21 protein-coding genes are annotated in these 20,407 nt (G+C 68.0%); 14 read left to right on the top strand and 7 right to left on the bottom strand.

The genetic code is table 11. The annotated features are described in order from the left end of the window. Window positions 1-46: 46 nt before the first annotated feature. Complete coding sequence (locus AB0H76_RS15780; protein ID WP_357323397.1) at window positions 47-964, bottom strand: hypothetical protein; 918 nt, start codon at window positions 962-964, stop codon at window positions 47-49. Window positions 965-1,157: 193 nt separating this feature from the next. On the opposite strand from AB0H76_RS15780, the gene AB0H76_RS15775 reads away from it, so the two are divergent. Then, window positions 1,158-1,808, top strand: a complete 651-nt coding sequence (locus AB0H76_RS15775; RefSeq protein WP_357323395.1) for a TetR/AcrR family transcriptional regulator — start codon at window positions 1,158-1,160, stop codon at window positions 1,806-1,808. Between the two features lie 16 nt (window positions 1,809-1,824). Here AB0H76_RS15775 and AB0H76_RS15770 read toward each other — a convergent pair whose 3' ends face one another. Further along, on the bottom strand, window positions 1,825-2,793 hold the full coding sequence (locus AB0H76_RS15770; protein WP_357323392.1) for a LacI family DNA-binding transcriptional regulator: 969 nt from the start codon (window positions 2,791-2,793) through the stop codon (window positions 1,825-1,827). A 123-nt stretch (window positions 2,794-2,916) separates the two neighbouring features. Here AB0H76_RS15770 and AB0H76_RS15765 point away from each other — a divergent pair, with 123 nt between their 5' ends. Beyond that, a complete protein-coding gene (locus tag AB0H76_RS15765) occupies window positions 2,917-4,005 on the top strand; it encodes an alpha/beta hydrolase-fold protein (protein ID WP_357323389.1) in 1,089 nt (362 codons plus the stop codon). A 43-nt stretch (window positions 4,006-4,048) separates the two neighbouring features. Here the strand turns inward: AB0H76_RS15765 and AB0H76_RS15760 are convergent, their stop codons facing one another. From AB0H76_RS15760 to AB0H76_RS15750, 3 genes are read right to left on the bottom strand one after another with little or no spacing between them, the layout of a single operon-like run. Further along, the gene (locus AB0H76_RS15760) at window positions 4,049-5,047 is read right to left on the bottom strand and encodes a hypothetical protein (protein ID WP_357323387.1); all 999 of its coding nucleotides are present in this window, start codon (window positions 5,045-5,047) and stop codon (window positions 4,049-4,051) included. Next, window positions 5,044-5,352, bottom strand: a complete 309-nt coding sequence (locus AB0H76_RS15755; RefSeq protein WP_357323384.1) for a hypothetical protein — start codon at window positions 5,350-5,352, stop codon at window positions 5,044-5,046. Before AB0H76_RS15755 ends, AB0H76_RS15760 begins: the two co-directional genes overlap by 4 nt. A 58-nt stretch (window positions 5,353-5,410) precedes the next feature. Beyond that, the gene (locus AB0H76_RS15750) at window positions 5,411-6,514 is read right to left on the bottom strand and encodes a YncE family protein (protein WP_357323381.1); all 1,104 of its coding nucleotides are present in this window, start codon (window positions 6,512-6,514) and stop codon (window positions 5,411-5,413) included. Window positions 6,515-6,708: 194 nt separating this feature from the next. On the opposite strand from AB0H76_RS15750, the gene AB0H76_RS15745 reads away from it, so the two are divergent. Next, entirely contained in the window at window positions 6,709-7,038 is a 330-nt protein-coding gene (locus tag AB0H76_RS15745; protein ID WP_357323378.1) for a CHAT domain-containing protein, read from the top strand. 306 nt (window positions 7,039-7,344) lie between these two features. Continuing rightward, window positions 7,345-7,812, top strand: a complete 468-nt coding sequence (locus tag AB0H76_RS15740) for a hypothetical protein (RefSeq protein WP_357323375.1) — start codon at window positions 7,345-7,347, stop codon at window positions 7,810-7,812. Between the two features lie 479 nt (window positions 7,813-8,291). Here AB0H76_RS15740 and AB0H76_RS15735 read toward each other — a convergent pair whose 3' ends face one another. Beyond that, the gene (locus tag AB0H76_RS15735; protein ID WP_357323372.1) at window positions 8,292-8,510 is read right to left on the bottom strand and encodes a DUF5708 family protein; all 219 of its coding nucleotides are present in this window, start codon (window positions 8,508-8,510) and stop codon (window positions 8,292-8,294) included. Window positions 8,511-8,582: 72 nt separating this feature from the next. Here AB0H76_RS15735 and AB0H76_RS15730 point away from each other — a divergent pair, with 72 nt between their 5' ends. Beyond that, window positions 8,583-9,167: a TetR family transcriptional regulator C-terminal domain-containing protein gene (locus tag AB0H76_RS15730; RefSeq protein WP_357323369.1), complete on the top strand. Its 585-nt coding sequence runs from the start codon at window positions 8,583-8,585 to the stop codon at window positions 9,165-9,167. A 263-nt stretch (window positions 9,168-9,430) separates the two neighbouring features. On the opposite strand, the gene AB0H76_RS15725 is transcribed toward AB0H76_RS15730, so the two are convergent. Further along, entirely contained in the window at window positions 9,431-11,608 is a 2,178-nt protein-coding gene (locus AB0H76_RS15725; RefSeq protein WP_357323366.1) for a malate synthase G, read from the bottom strand. Window positions 11,609-11,836: 228 nt separating this feature from the next. Between AB0H76_RS15725 and AB0H76_RS15720 the strand changes: the two genes are divergently transcribed. The 9 genes from AB0H76_RS15720 (at window position 11,837) to AB0H76_RS15680 (ending at window position 20,321) form a co-directional block, all read left to right on the top strand. Continuing rightward, window positions 11,837-12,586: a glucose 1-dehydrogenase gene (locus tag AB0H76_RS15720; protein WP_357323363.1), complete on the top strand. Its 750-nt coding sequence runs from the start codon at window positions 11,837-11,839 to the stop codon at window positions 12,584-12,586. Further along, complete coding sequence (locus AB0H76_RS15715) at window positions 12,583-13,632, top strand: alcohol dehydrogenase catalytic domain-containing protein (protein ID WP_357323360.1); 1,050 nt, start codon at window positions 12,583-12,585, stop codon at window positions 13,630-13,632. The genes AB0H76_RS15720 and AB0H76_RS15715 overlap by 4 nt, the downstream gene beginning before the upstream one ends. Continuing rightward, window positions 13,629-14,255, top strand: a complete 627-nt coding sequence (locus AB0H76_RS15710; RefSeq protein WP_357326194.1) for a TetR/AcrR family transcriptional regulator — start codon at window positions 13,629-13,631, stop codon at window positions 14,253-14,255. The genes AB0H76_RS15715 and AB0H76_RS15710 overlap by 4 nt, the downstream gene beginning before the upstream one ends. A 20-nt stretch (window positions 14,256-14,275) precedes the next feature. Next, window positions 14,276-15,565 carry an acyl-CoA dehydrogenase family protein gene (locus AB0H76_RS15705; RefSeq protein WP_357323358.1) on the top strand — a complete coding sequence of 430 codons (1,290 nt, stop codon included), beginning with the start codon at window positions 14,276-14,278 and terminating at the stop codon, window positions 15,563-15,565. A gap of 111 nt (window positions 15,566-15,676) precedes the next feature. Then, entirely contained in the window at window positions 15,677-16,813 is a 1,137-nt protein-coding gene (locus AB0H76_RS15700) for an acyl-CoA dehydrogenase family protein (protein WP_357323356.1), read from the top strand. A 44-nt stretch (window positions 16,814-16,857) separates the two neighbouring features. Next, window positions 16,858-17,397: a DM13 domain-containing protein gene (locus AB0H76_RS15695; protein ID WP_357323353.1), complete on the top strand. Its 540-nt coding sequence runs from the start codon at window positions 16,858-16,860 to the stop codon at window positions 17,395-17,397. Between the two features lie 279 nt (window positions 17,398-17,676). After that, complete coding sequence (locus tag AB0H76_RS15690; protein ID WP_357323350.1) at window positions 17,677-18,222, top strand: HNH endonuclease; 546 nt, start codon at window positions 17,677-17,679, stop codon at window positions 18,220-18,222. A 17-nt stretch (window positions 18,223-18,239) separates the two neighbouring features. After that, window positions 18,240-18,527, top strand: a complete 288-nt coding sequence (locus AB0H76_RS15685; protein WP_357323347.1) for a WhiB family transcriptional regulator — start codon at window positions 18,240-18,242, stop codon at window positions 18,525-18,527. Window positions 18,528-18,710: 183 nt separating this feature from the next. Next, entirely contained in the window at window positions 18,711-20,321 is a 1,611-nt protein-coding gene (locus tag AB0H76_RS15680) for a VWA domain-containing protein (RefSeq protein WP_357323345.1), read from the top strand. Window positions 20,322-20,407 lie beyond the last annotated feature (86 nt).

Raw genomic sequence — 20,407 nt, 5'->3', positions numbered from 1 at the left:
GACTATCGGAGTCGTGCGGTATAGCCGGGACCGGTCGCTAGCGCCGCTACCTGCGGGCTTTCGCTGGCTTACCCCTCGGGCTCTCCGAGGCGCGAGCGCGCAGCAAGAGTGCGACCCAGCTGCGATAGGGCCGCCAGCGCTCGGCGATCGCGGCGAGCTGGTCGATATCGTCGGTGCCGGCGAGCCCGTATTCGGTGGCGATGGCCTGGTGGACGCGTGGTTCGTTGCGGGGGAACACATCTGGGTACCCGGCCCCGCGGATGAGGATCAGCTCGGCGGAGAACGGTCCGATACCGGGCAGCTCCCGCAACGCGGCGAGGGCCTGGTCGACGGGCAGCGAACGCAGCGTGGCGGCATCCAGCTTGCCGTCGAGCGCGGCGTCGGCGAGGGCGTTGAGGCGTTCGACCTTGATATCGGTCAGGCCGGGCACCCGGTGCAGGTCGCGCAACACACCCGGTGCGGGAAAAGCATGCTCGGTCTGTCCGGCCACGTCGACGGCCTCGCCGTGTTCCCGGGCCAGGCTTGCCTTGATGGCGGCGGCCTGGGTCATCCGGATCCGGTTGCCGATGATCGTCCAGGCGGCCGCTTCATAGGGCGAATAGAAGCAGACCGGACGCAATCCCGGGTAGTCGGCCTGCAAGCTCGCCACCACCGGGTCGCCCGAGGCGAGAGCGGGAAACCCGGTGCCGTCCACGTCCAGGGACAGGATCCGGGCGATCTGCGCGGTGACGACCTCGGATTCCACGGCCGGCCCGCGCACGGTGAAATCGGCGTGCACGGCCTGGCCGACTGCCGCCTGCCGGACCGCGGCTCCGATGACGGAGACACCGTTGTCGGCGGGAAAGGCCAGGCGCAGGATCGCGTCGTCGGCGTGGTCATATCCGGCCGGGGTGAAGCCCTCCAGGAAACGCATCGACGAGGCGAGTGCGAACGGCCCGGCCGGGGTGAGCGAGACGGCGGTCATGGTCAGCTCCTTGTTCCGGATGTGACGCCAGGACTCGTACACCTGAACACTATGCGAACCCACGCACAGCACGGCCGCATCGCGAACCCGACAGATTTCTCACATCTCGTTGACATGTCGCCAATAGGGTCGCCACGCTGAGGGGAGCGCCGGTAGGAGTAGTCGGCGCGTTGCGGAATCAGGTGAGGGCGGCATGACACAGGCAGTGTGGAAAGAGCGTGCTGATGCCCTTTGGGAACTGCCCGATCGCGGTGTGGAGCTACGGTCGGAGCGCGCGGCGCAACGTCAGCGGGTGCTGAGGGCAGCCGCTGATGCCTTCGGGCATTCCGGTTATCACGCGGCCCAGATGCGTGAGATCGCCGAACGCGCGGGCATGAGCAAACCGACCATGTACAAACACTTTTCGAGCAAACTCGCCCTGTACCTGGCGGTGCTCCAGCCTCCCTTGGACCGATTGACCGCGGGGGTCCGGCAGGCGTTGAACGCCGGCGGCGACAACCCGGCCCGGGCCGCGGTCGAGGTCTGCTTCGACTTCATCGACAGCGATCCCGACGGGTTCCGGCTCGTCTTCGAAACCGAGGTGCCGAGCGAACCGGCCGTGCGCCTGCGCATCGACCGCGCGATCGAGGACTGCGTCCGCACCCTGGCCGGCCTGCTGGCCCGGGATGTCGAGGCCGACCCGTTCCGAGTCCGGTTGCTCGCCGCCGGCCTGGTGGGAATCTGCCGATTCACCGCCCGGCAATGGCTCGATTCCGGCCGGCCGATCGCCAAGGATCAGGCGATCACCGCGACAGTAATGCTGTGTGCGCGAGGACTTTCCGGAGTCCCGCTCGTGCACCACTGACGGACCCGCGGGCGAATCAGGTCGAGTCGCGTTCGATCAGCCGCAGCGCCGATCCCCCGGGTTCGCCACCGGGCCCGGGCATTCCGGCCGCAACGACGACGTGGCCGGCGACCGCGGCGGCGAGGACGAGCGGATCGATGGCTACCGTGCTCAGCTGCGGGGAAACCAGCGAGGAGATCGGAAGGTCGTCCACGCCCACGACGGCCAAGTCCGCGGGCACCTCGAGACCGGCATCGCGGGCTCCCGCCAGCACCGCCAAGCCGGCGAGATCGTTGAAGGCCGCGACCGCGGTGACCCCTTCCTCGGCCCAGTGCCGTGCGGCGGCGCGGCCGCCGCCGCGGGTGTAGTCGACCGGAAACTCCACCGGCGCAAGCAGTCCGAGGCTGCGGCACGCCGCGGCCGCACCGCGCAGGCGTGGCACACAGAAGACGGCTTCGCGCGGATCTTCGACGGCGCCGAATCCGATCCGGGTGTGCCCGCGGGCCGCGAGATGGCGCACCTGGAGTTCGCCGATCTGGGTCTGGTCGAGGCCGGTCATCGCCATCCCGGAGGTGCCGAGCAGATCCTCGATGAGGGCGACACCCGTCCGCCGGATATGGTCGGCGTCCTTCCGGCCGAGGGTGCCGAAGGACAACACCACGACCGGATCGACGTGTGACCACAGGTCGGTGAGCCGGGCGCCTTCCTCGGTGTGCAGGAAGGCGCAGGTCAACCCGGATGCGGCGAGCGCTCGGCTCAGTCCCCTCCGGAACACCTCCATCACCTCGGTGACCGGAATATCGGGGATCACGCACAGCACCACATTGCTGCGTCCGCGGCGCAGGCTCCGGGCCGCGCCGGAGGGAACGTAGTCCAGTTTGCGGGCGGCATTCAGCACCGCCCGCCGGGTGCTTTCCGAAATCGACTGGTCCGGGCGATCGTTGAGCACGAAGCTCACCGTCGTCTGCGAAACGCCCGCCGCCACAGCGACATCGCGTGCTGTCACCCGCGCCACACCACACCTCAACTCCCTGCCACTTGCGGGCAGTCTATTGCGCGCCGACGCCGCTCTCACTACAGTCCGAGCGAACTAATACGAATTAGTATCCATGAACAGCGCGGAGACATCATGATCGACAAGGAACTCGGGCCTCGACCGGCAATGGTTGCCCCGGCACGGCGTGCCCGCTTGGCCGCGGTCATCGCCCCGATGCTGCTGACCGGGCTGCTCAGCGCGGGACCCGCGACCGCGCAGGACACCCCGCAGTGCCTGCCCCGCACCACACCGCCGGTGGCCCACCTCGAGCAGGTCTCGGCGACACCGGTGGACGCCCGGACCACGCTCTACGCCTTCCGGTCGGCCGCGGCGGGCCGGGTCGCACCGGACGGGCTGGTCCGAGTTCGGGTGACGCTGCCCGTCGGGTACGAGGAGGAAACCACCCGCTACCCCGTCCTGGTCCACTTGCACGGGGCGCGGAACTCGCCGACCACCTGGCCCGCCGCCGAGGTCGAGCAGGTCATCGGGGACACGCCCGTCATCGTCGTGCAGCCCGACGGCGGCCCGGTCGGTTTCTACTCCGACTGGTACGGCACGCCGGTCAGCGGATCGGATCCGTTCAACGGCCCCATCGCGTTCCCGCCTCCGGCGTGGGAGACCTTCCACCTCCGGGAACTGCTCCCCTGGGTGGATTCCACCTTCAGCACCACCGGCCATCGCGCGGTCGCGGGCAGCTCGATGGGCGGCTTCGGCGCCATGTCCTACGCTGCCCGCAATCCCGGCGTCTTCGACGCGGCCGCCGCGTTCTCGGGGGCGGTCAACGTCGACGCCCTCTCCCCCGCGGTGTCATCGCTGCTCCAACTCGCCGAACCCTGCATCTGGGGCGATCGCACCCAGCAGGCCGCGAACTGGGACGCCCGCAACCCCACCGCCTTGGCCGGCGAACTCCACGGCACCTCGCTCTATGTCACCGCCGGTGACGGCAGGCCCGGGGTGCACGACGACGCCACCACCGCCATATCGCCGCTAGCCGGGGTCGAGGTGCTCATGCGGCAACTCTCCGACGACTTCGTCGCCGCCCTGGACCGGAACGGCGTACCGGTCACCACCGAATTCCATCACGGCACCCACCCCGGGCCCATCGAGCTCAGCCGCCACTACGACTTCGACGCACTGCGGGCGTTCCTGCCGCAGGCGATGACGGCGATGACTCGTCGGTGACGTCCGCGAAACTTGTGCGCTGCCGACCGTTCCGGGCACCCGCCTACTCGAGAAGGAAGATCAAGTCCCGTCCCGCGGTGCTGGTCTCGGGCATGTGGTCGATGTGCGCCCGCTGGGCCGCGTTGGTCAACGTCACACACTCCGCGATGATGGCTGCGGTGTTGTCCTCGTTCCGGAGCCCGACTCGGATGCCCGTCTCGTTGTTGTAGCGGTCCATCTTCTCGGCCGCGACCGCGTACCGCCGCTTGTCCGGGTCGTTGGACTCGGCATCGGGATGCTGGTGATCGCGTTCGTGCGCCTCGCCGACGCAACGCGCGAAGGTCTCTGTCCCCCACGAGGTCAACATCGCCGGGAAGATGCAGTGCCGGCAGGCATCCTGCCGGGTTTCGCCGCCACCACCCGGAAAGTATTTCTTCGATTCGTCCTCCGCGACGCTGTCCGCATTGTTGCGGGTCACGGCGTTGAGACAGTCGATGGGAAAGGCCGCGCAGCACTTCTTTTCGTTTCCGCCCGCGCCGTCGGAAACCGTCATCGGCAGATCGCTGAACGCCGCACGGATCTCCGCTGCCCCGACAGCGTCCGCGGTTGCGAGATTCGCGAGTGCCGATTGGATTCGGGCGGTATGTTCGGCGCCGCTCACCGTTGCCTCGGTACCTTCGGCGATTGCCGAGGCACGCGGTGCCCCCGACGCGGCCGCGACACCGGCATCGCTGACCCGGAACCCGGCCTTCTCGGCGTCGTCGACCGCCTGCAGCACCGTCTGGCGCGCAGCCGACACCGAGGCGTAGGCGCGTTGGGCGGCGCCGGATCCGCGCTCCAGGGACACCGATGTCGTCGCGGCATCCGCCTGCGCCCTCTGGTGCCGGACCAGCATTGCCTCGGCGGCACGTCCTTGCCACGCGTCGCGTGCCTGATCGACGGCGTGCGTAGCGCTGCCATCCCCTACGGTCAGCGCGTCGCGTTTGCTACGCCATTCGTCGGCCTGGGCCAGCAGCGTCTCCGGTCTCCAGTCCTTGGCCTGGCCGACGGTAGGAATGGTCACCACAACTCCTTGGTGATTTCGGAGATTCGCTGTCCGTAGTCGGCGTCGAGTTCGGTGTAGGCCTTGGAGCTCGCGATCGCGCCCTCGCCGAGCACCCGCCAGTGATCGGCGATCGTGGACATCATGCCGCCGGCGCGGATTACGCCATCGGCGCACGCCTGCGCACAGGCCGATGTGCTGAGGCTTGCTATCACGTTGTCGATTTCGCGGTCACCCGACGTGCTGTCGATGGATGTATTCGCGGCGCTGAATTTCTGGCCGAGTTCCAGAATCCGCTCCGGATCGGCTTTGAAAAGGTCGTTCAACTCTCCCCCTCGATTTGTCCCGGAGTCAGCCCATGGCGTGCCGCTACGGCACAGCGACTCATTGCGGGTCGAGCACCGAGACCATGTCGGTGCCGTTCTTGACGACATACGTTGCGCCGGAAGCGGAGTCGACCGCGATCGCGATCGGTTTCGCGCCGACATCGAGGCGTTTGGTCACCGTGCCCGTGGAAAGGTCGACGACAGACACGCGGTTGCCACCGCCTCGGTCGGCCACATACACCGTCCGCCCGGTGCCGTCGAAGGCGAGAGCGCCGACCACGTGGCCGACGTCGATGCCGGCGATCCGGGCATTCGAGGTGCTGTCGACACAGTGCACCTTGGTGTTGTCGTTGGGCGGCAAGTCGGAATACGTCGAATAGCACGCGGCATGCCCCTCGGTGCTGACCACCAGGTCCATCGGGGACTCGTCGACCGGGATGGTCGATGTCACCGCGCGGGTGTCGGCGTTGACGACCGACAGGGACCCCCCGTAGTTCGCGACATACGCCACGCGCGCCCGGGTATCGATTCCGATACCGCGCGGCCGGGTGCCCACCAGGATCGTCGCGACGACGGAAGCGCTGTCGACATCGATGACCGAAACGGTATCGGCCATGGTGTTCACCACCCAGACCGTGCTGGTTACCGGGTCAACCGCGAGACCGCCGGGATCACGCCCAACGGCAACGGTGGCGCGAACCGATCGATCGTGAAGGTCGAGAACGGCGATGTTGTCCGAATCGGCGTACGTGATGAACACTCGGCCGAGTCCGATCGCAATGGCGATCGGGACGCCGTCCAGAGCGATCGACGCCAGAACCGACCTGTCGGCCGTGTCGACAACGGAAACGGAGCGATCGAAACCGATCCACGCTGTTCGGGTTTCGGAGTCGACCGCGATCGCCGTCGGTGCTCCGGGAAGGGTGATCGTCGCGGCGGTTCCCGCGGGCACGACACTCGTACAGCCGCCGAAAACGAGTGCGCACAACGCGAACCCGCAAAACCGCACGCGCCGTGAGGCCCCCCTGATCATCGGCTGAATCCTCCCCCGAGCCGGTCGGCCGGCCGACTTCCATCGCCCTGCGAGAGGGCGGTCAGCGAGGGCGCTGCTCCGGTCGTCATGCTGTGCGGCTCCCGGCGAGACTACCCGACCACGGGCCACCGAGCCCGGTCGCTTCCTACGGCGGCAAGGATCCGCCGGCCTTCACGACGGAGGTTCGGATACTCGATCGAATTCCGGATCCGATAGAGAGCACTCCACCGTGCAGGATCGATGCGAACCGCTTCAGGGAGCACCGTCCACAAGCGGGGCCAGATGATGTCCACATCGATGCGGTATCGCTGGTCGAGGTCGGCGTGCTCAACAAACAACGACTCGACACCGAACTCGCCTACCTGTCGGCCTGCGAAACCTCGATCAGCAGCGACGCACTGGTTGATGAAGCCGTGCACCTCTCCGGCGCACTCCACTTGGCCGGCTATCGGCAGGTGATCGGAACCCTATGGCCCATCGGCGAATTCGCCTCTCAGCGGATGGCCGTCGACTTCTACTACGGTATCGCCCGCGACAATGCCATCGACGTCACCGATGCGGCGTTCGCACTACACACCGCGACCGTTAGCTTCCGCGACGAATTCCCCAGCACCTTCTCTGCCTGGGCCGCCCACCTCCATATCGGCCCCTGATCATCACTCGCCCGGTGCCGTACACGGCGGATAAGTAGACGGAGGTGCCACCACTCTGCCGTTGTGGTCGCACAGGCTGCCGGAATCAGCATCACCTGGCGGGCGATCCTCGCCAGGCCACGAACGTCGACCACTGCACTCACTTCGGCGTGAGCGAATATCCGTTCGGCAGAGCGAAAAGCTGCCAGCACGCGCGGGCCGCGGCATGGCGGGACTCAGTCCTCGGGCCAGAGCAGTTGTGGCTGCGTAGCCCCGCCTACCGGCCGGGACTGCTGGCCGACTTCCAGTCCAAGACCGACCGGGCCCGTGCCACTGGTCGTGTTGCGAACTCAGAACTATGCGATGCCACCGCTCAGGCTGGACGAACCGCTGATCAAGGCTTTCAGCAGGTCACCGAAAGGGTCACAGGGCAGTGAACTCGAGTTGAAACAGCCGACCGGGGTGGCCGGTTCGGTGGATGCGTGGGCGGCGGCCACGGGGGCCAGCATTAGCCCACCGGCCAGGACTGCGGCGGCGAGTGATGGTTTCATCGCAACTTCCTTCTTCAACGTCTCAGGCTGCCCGAAACGCCCGGAGCAGCGACGGCTACACTATGCCACAGCATCGACCGTGGATGCCAAGGCAAAGGCGAAGGATTGGATTACACAATCACTCTCGCAAGTATTGGCACTCCTTGTAGCCGCAACGGATTGTGCGGAAATCCGCGACAAAGACCTGGAAGTGCAGCAGCACAAGGCATTTCGCCCCGCGGCGAGCACGTTAGACTCAGGATGATCCGCCCGTCCCACGCACCATCGCTGATCGCGATCGTGGTCCGCTCTTCGACCGGGGAAACCTGCGCGGTCACCGGTCTCTCCTCGGGTGTGCGCACGCTGCTTTCGGTTGCGCCCGTGGAGTTGTCGTCGCCTATCGCGCACCCGACCGCCATCGCGGCTGCGACAATGACGGTCACGCTCGCGAGTACTGCCGCTCGCCGACGCTGCGCCGCCCCTCGTGCTGCGGCGTTCGGCGCGAGCTCGAGATCCCCCCGTGCAGTGACTGGAAGTCCCTGCGGCGCTGCGTTGTCCGATGAATCCCGCTCGTTGGCCCTGTGCATCGTTCCCCTCCACCTCGATCCTGAATCGCGTGCAGGAGTTTAATGTCCGGCCCTTCGCTGGCTTGCACTTCGACCGCGGTGCGAACGGTACTTGTCGCTTGCCGAACCACCTGGGACAACATTCCCCAAGGGTCCTGTTCGAGGTTCGTGAGATCGACTATGCCGACCGGCTCGATGTGTCGGGGTTCCAGTACCGCCGCTTGACCATGGCGAACACGGAACTCGCGACGTCGAGGCCGCCGATGATCGCCACCACCACGCCTATCTTGTGCAACGAAATCACAGGCGTCTCGATGTCGCGGGCGAACAACCACAGCGCCAAACCGATAGCCAACAATGCGACGCCGATGAGGATCGAAATGACGTGGTTGCGCATGCTTCTCCTTCGAATCCGGGCGACCGGCCCGCCGAGCCGCCTTTGCTAGTACGACTGTACTACCATAGCTAGGTGCCCAAACTCATCGACCATGCGCAGCGACAGCAGGAGATTGCCGAGGCGGTCTGGCGGGTGATCCAGCGCGACGGGGTGAGCGCGGTGTCGGTCCGGGATGTAGCAGCGGAGGCCGGGATTTCGACCGGGTCCCTGCGCCACGTGTTCGCCAGTAAGACAGAACTGCTGGCTTATTCGATGCGACTGGTGCAGAAGCGAGTTCGCGAACGAGCCGAGGCGCACGTGACGATCACCGCCCCCTGGGAACGAGCCCTCGCGGTCATCGCCGAGTTTCTGCCGCTCGACGCCGATCGGCGCTGCGAGATGGACGTCAATCTCGCCCTGGTCGCCGAAAGTCCGGCGCACCCGCTCCTGAAGGAAATTGCGCTGGACGCCTACCGGGAACTGCGCGCTGGCTGCGTGACGGTGCTGACCCGGCTGGCCGAATACGGGCTGATCAGGCCCGCTCTCGACATCGAGGCCGAGGCGATCCGGCTGCACGCACTGATCGACGGAATAGCTCTGCACTCACTGCTCGGCGATGCCAGCGCGGCGCACACGGCCGAAGACGTCATCGTCCAACACCTGCGAAGTCTCGCCTGAGGGCCGAATCCTTTGAAGATCCAATCGACACGCCCGCCTCTGCACGAGCGGCTCTCCGCGGAGGCCTGAGCCGCTGGTAGACAACCTCTGCCGGACGATGACCGCTCCCCCGCATGTGGCCGTTTTTATGGCTGTTTTGAGCGTGACACGCCAGTATTCGAGCTGATCTCCAGTTATGCAAGAGGCCCCGCGCCGGGTTCTCCGGTGCGGGGCCTCGCGCGAAAAGAGCTGCTACAAGCTACTTTTCAACTACTGAACAGCACTCACTTGAAGGCGGCCTTCGCCTCACGACGACGACGGTGCAGGATCGGCTCCGTGTAACCGTTGGGCTGCTTGGTGCCCTCGAACACCAGCTCCTTGGCGGCCTGGAAGGCGATGCTGCCGGCGAAGTCCGGCGAGAGCGGGCGGTAGTTCGAGTCGCCGGTGTTCTGGCCGTCGACGACCGGGGCCATGCGCTCCAGGCTGGCCAGCACCTCGTCCTCGGTGACGACGCCGTGGCGCAGCCAGTTGGCGACCTGCTGGCTCGAGATGCGCAGGGTGGCACGGTCTTCCATCAGGCCGACGTCGCGGATGTCGGGGACCTTGGAGCAGCCGACGCCCTGGTCGATCCAGCGCACCACGTAGCCGAGGATGCCCTGGGAGTTGTTGTCCAGCTCCTGCTGCTTCTCCTCGGCGGTCCAGTTGGTGTCCTGGGCGAGCGGGATCTCGAGGATCTCGTCGACGGTGGCGCGGGGGCCGCCCTTGGCGAGCTGAGCCTGCTGCTTGAAGACGTCCACCTGGTGGTAGTGGGTGGCGTGCAGGGTGGCGGCGGTCGGCGAGGGGACCCACGCGGTGTTGGCGCCGGCCTTGGGGTGGCCGATCTTCTGGACGAGCATGTCGGCCATCAGGTCGGGCATGGCCCACATGCCCTTGCCGATCTGCGCCTTGCCGGGCAGACCGGTCGCCAGGCCGGTGTCGACGTTCCAGTCCTCGTAGGACTTGATCCACTGCTGGGACTTCATGTCGGCCTTGCGGACCATCGGCCCGGCCTCCATGGAGGTGTGGATCTCGTCGCCGGTGCGGTCCAGGAAGCCGGTGTTGATGAACACCACACGCTCGGACGCGGCGTTGATGCACGCCTTGAGGTTCACCGTGGTGCGGCGCTCCTCGTCCATGATGCCGACCTTGAGGGTGTTGGCGGGCACGCCGATGACCTCTTCGACGCGGCCGAACAGCTCGTTGGTGAAGGCGACCTCGTCGGGGCCGTGCATCTTCGGCTTCACGATGTAGACCGAGCCCTTGCGGGTGTTCTTCAACTCGGTGTCGCCGTTGAGCGCGTGCTTGGCGATCAGCGAGGTGATCAGGCCGTCGAGGATGCCCTCGGGCACCTCGTTGCCTTCGGCATCGATGATCGCGTCGGAGGTCATCAGGTGACCCACGTTGCGCACGAACAGCAGCGACCGGCCGTGCAGCACGAGATCGCTGCCGTCCAGCGCGGTGTAGACGCGGTCCGGGTTCATGGTGCGGGTGAAGGTCTTGCCGCCCTTGCTGACCTCTTCGGCCAGGGTGCCGCGCATCAGGCCGAGCCAGTTGCGGTAGCAGACGGTCTTGTCCTCGGCGTCGACGGCGGCGACCGAGTCCTCGAAGTCCATGATCGTGGTGATCGCGGACTCCAGCACGATGTCCTTGACGCCGGCGGTGTCGGTGGACCCGATGGGCGACTCGGCGTCGATCTGGATCTCGATGTGCAGCCCGTTGTGCTTGAGCAGGATCGAGGTGGGCGCGGCCGGATCACCGAGGTAGCCGACGAGCAGCGACGGATCGGCCAGGCCGATGGTGGTGCCGTCTTCCAGGCCGACCTCGAGCTCGTCGTCGACGATGCTGTAGCTGGTCGAGCCCAGGTGCGAGCTGGTGATCAGGGTGGCGACGTCGTCGAGGAAGTTGCGGCCCCACTCGATGACCTTGTCGCCGCGCACCTTGTTGTAGCCGGTGCCCTTCTCCGCGCCGTTGTCCTCGGAGATCACATCGGTGCCGTACAGCGCGTCGTAGAGCGAGCCCCAGCGCGCGTTGGCGGCGTTGATCGCGAAGCGCGCGTTCATCACCGGCACGACCAACTGCGGGCCGGCCTGCACGGCGATCTCGTCGTCGACGTTCTGGGTGCTGATCTGGAAATCGGCCGGCTCGGGGCGCAGGTAGCCGATCTCGGTCAGGAAGGTCTTGTAGGCAGCCTTGTCGTAGCCGGTGCCGGGGTTCGCGGCGTGCCACGCGTCGAGCTTGGCCTGGATCTCGTCGCGCTCGGCCAGCAGGGCGCGATTGCGCGGGGCGAGATCGTTGATGACCTGCTCGGCGCCCGTCCAGAACGCCGCGGAATCTACGCCGGTGCCGGGAAGGGCCTCGTTCTCGACGAAATCGTGGAGAACACTGGCCACCTGAAGGCCACCGACTTGAATCCGCTCTGTCATCTCATGCCTCACTTGTCGAGAAGAACCGGGTTAAATAAGACGCTCGTAATGTTACCCGCCGGTAGACGCTGGTCCGTGCGTCGGGTCAACACAAACTGCACGCAATCTGTTCCGGTGATGTCCGGCTGCGGCCTGGGCGATGCCGGCGGTCGGCCGGTCAGCCTCTTGATTCTAACCCGTGCCCGATTTAATGTACTGATCGGAACATTACGTGGCGCAGGAGGCCGGATGCCCGATCAACCCTTGCTCGACCAGATCGCCCTGGTGACGGGCGGCAGCCGCGGGCTGGGCCGCGAAATGGTGCTGGCATTCGCGGCGGCGGGCGCGGATGTCGTGATCGCGGGCCGCAAGCTCGACGGCGCTGTCGCGCTGGCCGAGGAGGTCAAGGCCACCTACGGGCGGCGCGCGCTGCCGGTGGCCTGCAATGTCAGCGACTGGGACCAGTGCGGCGCGCTGGTCGAGACGGCCTACGCGGAGTTCGGCCAGGTCGACGTGCTGGTCAACAACGCGGGCATGTCGCTGCTCTACCCGAGCCTGGACGAGGTGACCGAGGCCGTGTTCGACAAGGTCATCGGCGTCAATCTCAAAGGGCCGTTCCGGCTTTCGGCGCTGATCGGGTCGCGGATGGCGGCGGGCGCGGGCGGGCGCATCATCAACATCTCCTCGATCGAGGCCACCCACCCCGAACCACTGGCCCTGCCCTACGCGGCGGCCAAGGCGGCGCTGAACAACCTGACCGCCGGGCTCGCCCAGACCTACGGGCCGAAGGTGCGGGTCAACGCCATCCAGTGCGGGCCGTTCGCCACCGACATCGCCAAGGCCTGGTCCGAGGAGATGGTCGGCTACCTGAGTAGCCACAACGCCCTGCGGCGGATCGGGCAACCGGCCGATGTCGTCGGGGCCGCACTGTATTTCGCGACCGAGGCGTCGGCGTTCGCCACCGGATCCACGCTCGCACTCGATGGAGGATGGCGATGAAAGCGCTCACTTACGCGGGGCCACAGCAGATCTCCTACAGCGAGGTGCCCGATCCGGTGCTGCCCGGCGCCGACGGCGCGATCGTGCGGGTGACCGCGGCCGGGATCTGCGGCAGCGATCTGCACATCTACGGCGGGCACGGCTTCGTGCCGGGCACGGGCTACGGCGTCGGGCACGAAGCGGCGGGCGAGATCGTCGAACTCGGGCCCGGCGCACACGGTTTCGCGATCGGCGACCGGGTGCTGGTGCCCGCCTCCGCCGGGTGCGACCGCTGCGCGAACTGCCGCCAGGGTCTGGTGAGCGGGTGCGAGCGGCATCCGCTGCCGATCGATGTCTGCTACGGGCTCGGCGGCGCGCTGGCCGGTGCGCAGGCCCAGTATCTCGCGGTGCCGCACGCGACCGGAAACCTGGTGCGCCTGCCCGATTCGGTCTCCGACGAGGCGGCCATCGTGCTCACCGACAACGCGCCCACCGCCTGGTACGGGGCGCGCCGGGCCCGAATCACACCCGGTGACCATGTGGTGGTGATCGGCCTGGGGCCGGTCGGGCTGATGGCCGTGCAGTCGGCGTTCGCGATGGGCGCGGCGCGGGTGCTGGGCGTGGACCTGGTCGCCGAACGCCGGGCGCGCGCCGCCGAACTCGGCGCGGAGCCGGTCGAGTCCGACGATCCCAAAGTCGCGATCCGCGACCTGCTCGACGGTGGCGCGGACGTCGCGATCGAGGCGGTCGGGGCGGACGCCACCATCAAGCTGGCGACGAGCGCGGTGCGCCCGCGTGGACGGGTCAGTGTGATCGGCGTCAGCCAGAACGCCGCCTACCCGATGCACATGCCGCTCGCGCAGGTGAAGGAACTCGAGTTCCATATCGGGCTGTGCTCGATCCAGTACGAGCTGCCCGCGCTGCTGCGGCTCACCGCGGCCGGGCGGCTACGGCCGGAAGCCGTTGTCACCCACCGGATGCCGATGTCGGAGGGCGAGGCGGGCTACAAGCTGTTCGCGGACCGGGCCGACGGCGTCAGCAAGATCATCCTGGACCCGTGGACATGAGCGCGCCCGCCCGGCGGCGCGGCCGCCCACCCGCCTCCGAGTCCACCGCCGGGGACACCCGCGAGCGGATCGTCGAGGCGGCGGTGGAGTTGTTCGCGGACAAGGGTTTCCACGGCACCGGCGTCGCCGAGATCGGCGATCGCGCCAATGTGCAGCGCGGCGCGCTCTACTACCACATCGGCTCCAAGGAGGAACTGCTCTGGCAGATCCTGCGCGACTACATCCAGCTCATGCGCACCGACGCCGAGACCATCGCCGCCTCCGGACACGACCCGATCACCAAGCTACACAAGCTGATTCACAGCTATGTGGGCCTGATCATCGCGCACCGGCGCGAGGTCGCGATCCAGCTGCGCGATGTCACCGCGCTGACCGGCGAACGGGCCGTGCAACTGCAGGACCTGCGCGACGACGTGCAGGACTGCTGGCAGCGGGTGCTCGACGACGGCCACGCGGCCGGCCTGCTGCGCACCGCCGATCACGTCATCACCAACAGCCTGCTCGGCATGTTGAACATGGTGACCGTCTGGTACCGCCCGGACGGCAACCACTCCCCCGGCGAGATCGCCGATTTGCTCGCCGAAACCTTCCTCGACGGCATCACCACCGACAAGACGCTGTAACTTCACACGAAAGGCTGATCATGGCTTGGGATTTCGAGACCGACCCGGAGTACCAGCGGAAGCTGGACTGGGTGGCGGAGTTCGTCAAGGCCGAGGTGGAACCCCTCGACCTGATCTACCCCGAACCCTACGACCGCAAGAACACCGAGGTCCGAGCGCTGATGAAGCCGCTGCAGGACAAGGTCAAGGAGCAGGGCCTGTGGGCCTGCCACCTCGGCCCCGAGCTCGGCGGTCCCGGCTACGGGCAGGTGAAGCTGGCGCTGCTCAACGAGGTGATCGGCACGTCCAAGTGGGCGCCGCTGGTCTTCGGTTGTCAGGCACCGGATTCCGGCAACGCCGAGATTCTGGCCCACTTCGGCACGCCCGAGCAGAAGGCGAAGTACCTGCAGCCGCTGCTCGACGGTGAGATCGGGTCCTGCTACGTCATGACCGAGCCCACCGGCGGCTCGGATCCGACCGCGTTCAAGACCCTGGCGGTGCGCGACGGTGACGACTGGGTCATCAACGGCGAGAAGTGGTTCAACTCCGCCGCCGAATTCGCCTCCTTCCACATCGTCATGGTCGTCACCGATCCGGAGGCGGCCCCGCACCAGCGCCTGTCGATGTTCATCGTCCCGGCGGACGCGCCCGGCCTGGAGATCGTCAAGAACTTCACCGTGCCCGGCTTCTCCGAGAACGAGGGCCACCTGCGCTTCACCGATGTCCGGGTGCCCGCCGACGCGCTGCTCGGCGCCGAAGGGCTCGGCTTCATCGTCGCCCAGACCCGCCTGGGCGGTGGTCGGGTCCACCACGCCATGCGCACGGTCGCCATGGTGCGCAAGGCTTTCGACATGATGTGCGAGCGCGCGGTGTCGCGGCCCATGCGCAAGGGCGTGCTCGGCGGCTTCCAGATGACCCAGGACAAGATCGCCGAGTCCTGGATCGAGATGGAGCAGTTCCGGCTGCTCGTGCTGCGCACCGCTTGGCGCATCGACAAGGAGCAGGACTACCGCAAGGTCCGCCACGACATCGCCGCCATCAAGGTGGCCATGCCCAAGGTGATGCACGACATCGCGCAGCGGGCCATGCACCTGCACGGCGCCATCGGCGTCAGCACCGACCTGCCCTTCGTCGACATGATGAACTACGCCCAGATCATGGCCATCGCCGACGGGCCGACCGAGGTGCACAAGATCACCTTGGCCAAGGAGGTCCTCAAGAACTACGCGGCGGGCGACCCGGTCTACCCCTCCGGCTACCGCCCGGCGCTGCGCGAGGCCGCGCGCGAGCTGGTCGCGCAGCGCCTGGAACACGCCGTCGGCAACCTCTGAGGCCCGCGGGGTCCGGGCACAGGGTGCGCCGGACCCCACCCCAGGGGTGAATCTCGGCCGCGATGATCGCGCAGGTGAACCGGGGCGCGGAGGGGCCCGTAGCTCTCGGGCATGACGACAACTACTGCCGATTCCCGGACCACCACCGACTGGGTCGCCCTGGCCCGGACCGTTGGGGCCACGCTGGCCCCCGAGGTCGCCGAGCGCGACCGCACCGGTGAGATCAATCTCGCCGCCTTCGATCAGTTGCGCGAGGCCGGGCTGACCGCGGCGCTGGTGCCGGTGGAGTTCGGCGGCGGCGGCGCGACGCATGCCGAAATGGGTGCCGTGCTGCGCGAATTGGGCCGTCACGACGCCTCCACCGCGGTCGCCTTCGCGATGCACTCGCATCTGGTCGCCACCCAGGTGTGGCGGCATCACAGCGGCCAGGACGCGAGCGCGGTGTTCGGCAAGGTCGCGGCCGGGGCGATCCTGGTGAGCACCGGCGCCTCGGACTGGGTCGGCTCCAACGGGCGCGCGGTCCGGGTCGAGGGCGGCTACCGGGTGCACGCCCGCAAGGCGCCGGCCAGCGGCTGCGAGGCGGGCACCGTGCTGGTGACCAGCTTCCGCTGGGACGACGCGCCCGGCGGCGCACAGGCCCTGCACTGCGCCATCCCGCTGTCCGCGCCCGGCGTCCGCGTCGAACGGACCTGGAACACCCTGGGCCTGCGGGCCAGCGGTTCGCACACCGTGGTGCTCGAGGACGTCTTCGTGCCCGACGCCGCGATCTCGCTGGCCCGCCCGGCCGATGTCTGGCCGCCGCTGCTCAACGTGGTGATCGGCGCGGCGCTGCCGCTGGTGCTGGCCGCCTACCTCGGGGTCGCCGACAGCGCGGTCGAACTGGCCGCCGGGCTGGCGCACGGGCGCACCGAACCGCACGCCTTCCAGCTGGCCGGCGAGATGATGAACGCCTACACCACGGCAGCGGACCTGATCGAGGCCATGTTCGCCGGGTCGGAGAACCTGCGCTTCGCCAATACCGACGACTACGCGGCGCGCACCCTGAGCCGCAAGACCGTCGCCTCGGACAAACTGATCGAAACCGTCCGCCTGGCCATCGAAACCGTTGGCGGCCTGGGCTATTCGCGCACCTGCGCACTGGAGATGCACTACCGCGACATCCACGGCTGCCAGTTCCATCCGCTGCCGCGCGCCAAGCAGCTCCAGTTCACCGGGCGGGTGACGCTGGGCCAGAGCCCCCTGGGCTGAGCGCGCCACGGGCGTGTCGGGCGGCCGCGCGGTTGAATGGTGCCATGCCGTTCCCGCGCAGCACGCCCCGCACGAAGAAGATCGCGCTCGCGGTGGCCGCCGCGCTGGTCCTGGCGCTCGGGGCCGGTGTGGCGGTCTTCCAGCCGTGGAAGCTGTTCACCGATTCGACGGTCGACGAGGCCGCGCCCACCCCGGTCCCCGGCCCGTCGGCGGGCGCCGCGCCGCGGGTGCCGATACCGCTGTCCATCGGCCATTTCATCTCCCACGAGCACGACACCACCGGCAGCCTGGTGATCTTGCGGCTGCCCGACGGCGGGCAGGTGCTGCGCTTGGACGACCTCGACACCTCCGACGGCCCCGACCTGCACGTCTGGCTCACCGACGCGCCCGTGCGCGCGGGCCGCGACGGCTGGGGCGTCTTCGACGACGGCGCCCACCTGGACCTGGGCCGGCTCAAAGGCAACAAGGGCAGCCAGAACTACGCCATTCCCGCCGGAACCGATCTGTCGCAGTACACCAGCGTGTCCATCTGGTGCGACCGGTTCAACGTCTCCTTCGGTGCGGCGGCGCTGGAAAAGGCCTGACCACAACGTAATTCGCTGCGGTACCGGCCGGTCGGCCGAAAATGGGCCGACAACGGCGGGTGCCGTGTGCCACCATGGAATCAGACGACGAACACGGAAGGAGGAGACGGCCTGTGCACCCACACGAGATGAAGAATTCGGCGAATTCGCCCGATGATCAGCGGCCTGCGCTCCTCCGAGCCGGTCGCTAGCCCCGGCCCTCCGTCCGCAGCTCCGCCGTCGTCCACGGCAGTGCTTTCCCGCATTCGTCCATTTCCTTCACGAAACATGGTGAGCCCCATGCCGTTCCGACGTGCCACCGACACGGTGGTGTTGACCGCAGACAACTGGATACACACCCCGGTACTGGTCCTGAACGCCTCCTTCGAGGCGCTCGACGAGATCAGCGCCGACCGTGCCGTGGTGCTGCTGATGAGCGGGGCCGCCGAAACCGTCGCCGACCGCGCGCCGCACTTCCCGATTCGCTCCAAGCAGCTGGAACTCCCACTGCCGGAAACGATTCGGCTGCTGCGGTACGTGTACATCGAGCACCGCGTGCTGGTGCACGACGAAAGCCGCGCCACCCTGGCCGGCGTGCTGCGACGCGACAACCACCGCTGCGGCTACTGCGCCGGCTGGGCCCGCACCGTGGACCACATCCGGCCCCGCAGCCGCGGCGGCCCGAACACCTGGAGCAACCTCGTCGCCTGCTGCGGCCCGTGCAACTCGGTCAAGGCCGACCGCACCCCGGAGGAAGCGGGCATGCGGCTGCTGTGGGTGCCCAAGGCGCCGAACCACCTGGCCAAGCGCCAACGACAGGTCTGGAAGAACCTGGCCACCGCCTGAGAGAAAGGAGCAAGGACATGACCGTCCGAACCGAGCTGAGACGTGCGGCCGACGACGTCACCGAACCGACCCTGGCGGACCTGCTCCCACTCTCGGACGCCCGGGACTGGCTGCGCGCCGCCTGCCGCGGCGACGCGAACCACGACGCGTGGTTCCCGTACCCGTCGGAGGACTTCGAGTACGCCCGCGGCATCTGCGCCGGCTGCCCCATCCGGCGGGCCTGCGCCGAATTCGCCACCGACACCGGTCAATCCGGCGTCTGGGGTGGCCACGAGTTCGATCGTGGCCGGATGATCCGCGAGTGAGGGGGCGCCCGTGGCCGCACGGACTGCCGGGCTGCACCGAGTGCGGAACGGCAGTTCGTGCCGGGCGGTGAATAGGCCTGACCGGTCGCTCGAGAAAACGGACGTGACCATACACTGTGCGCCGTGGGCACACATCGCAGCGGAGCCAGATCCCGGGGCGTCAGCAAAGGTCCGGTTATCGCAGTGGTGGCCGTGTTGTTGCTGGCCGGGGCAATTTTCGCGTGGTTTCAGGTCAGTGACAGAGCGGCGCAGGACGACAGCGCGGCGGCCTCGGGCTGCGTCGAGGGTGAGGCGACACTGTTCGTCACCGTCGATCCGGACATCGAGGCGCCGGTGCGCGCCGTCGCCGACAAGTACAACGCCGGCAAACCACAGGTGCGTGATCACTGCGCGAAGGTCGTGGTGACCGCGCGGCCCTCGGCCGACATGGTCGCCGGGCTGACCGCGGGCGGCGCCTGGAACGGCGTGCTCGGGCCGCAGCCCGCGCTCTGGATTCCGAGTTCGTCGCGGTCCATCGAGGCCGCCCGGGTACCCGGCCTGATCGAGGGCGAGCCGACGCCGATCGCGGCCAGCCCGATCGTGCTCGCCGTCCCCGAGGAGCTCCGGGTGGCACTGGAGCAGGCCAGGACCACGTGGGCCGATCTGCCCGGCCTGCAACAGGGTTCGCTCAGCGCCGTCGGCCTGGCGAACTGGGGCGGGTTGCAGATGGCGCTGCCCGCCGGTGACGCCACCCTGGCGGCGGCGACCGCCGTCGCCGCCGCGACCTCGGGCACCGACCCGCTCACCGATCAGGCCGTGCAGACCGGCCAGGTCGTCTCCGCGGTATCGGGGCTGGCCGCCGGCGCGCCCGAGGCCGATACCACCACCGCACTCACCAAGATCGGCACGCCGGAACCCGTCAAGGCCACCGTGCACGCCGTGCCCGCGACCGAACAGCAGATGCAGGCGCACGGCGGGGTCGCGATCTTCCGCCCGGTCGGCACCGCACCGGTCGCCGACCATCCGGCCGCCCTGATGTCGGGATCGTGGGTGGACCAGACGCAGAACCTGCTCGCCAGCGTCTTCGCCGAATACCTGCGGGCGCCCGAGCAGGCCCAGACCTTCACCATGGCCGGCTTCGCGGCCGCGCCGCCCGCCGCCGGCGCCGGGGCCACCCGCGGCGCACTGGAGAAGGTGCAGGCGACACTGGACAACCCCGTGCTGGGCGTGCACTCCACGATCCTGCTCGACACCTCCTCGTCCATGTCGTCCATCGACGGCTCGGCGACCCGCCTGGCCACCGTGATCGGCGCGCTGAAGTCGACCATGAACGTGATGCCCCCGGATTTCGGCCTCGGACTGTGGGCCTTCGCCAAAAACCTCGACGGCACCGCCCCCTACGAGGTGCTGGCGCCCGCCAAGGCGCTGTCCGACGCTCAGCGCACCGCGGTGAGCACGGCGCTCGATGAGGTAGCGGCCTCCCCGTCCCGCACCGATCAGGCCTACCCCACGCTGCTGGCCGCCTACCGCAGTGCCGTCGCCAATTATGTTGCGGGCAAAACCAATTCGATCCTGCTGCTCACCGACGGCCCGGACGACGACTCCACGATCACCGGCGCGAAACTGCTCGCCGACATCAGCGCCGGCATCGACAAATCCAAGCCGGTGCGCATCGACATCATCGTCGTCGGCGGCCCGGGCACCCAGACGTTGCAGGCGCTGGCCCAGCAGACCGGGGGTACCTACAGCCGGTTCGCCACATCCAACGACCTCGCCTTCGGCACCGCCATGGTGCAGGCGCTCACCGCTCCTTAACCCCCGGTTGAGCTAGCGTTCGACTGGGGAGCGAGAATTGCCACCGACGAAGGGTTAAACCTTCGATGGGAGTTCGGATCTCGAGC

Source organism: Nocardia sp. NPDC050712, from assembly GCF_040654295.1.
Lineage (GTDB): Bacteria > Actinomycetota > Actinomycetes > Mycobacteriales > Mycobacteriaceae > Nocardia.
This window is presented reverse-complemented; position numbering and strand designations above follow the sequence as displayed.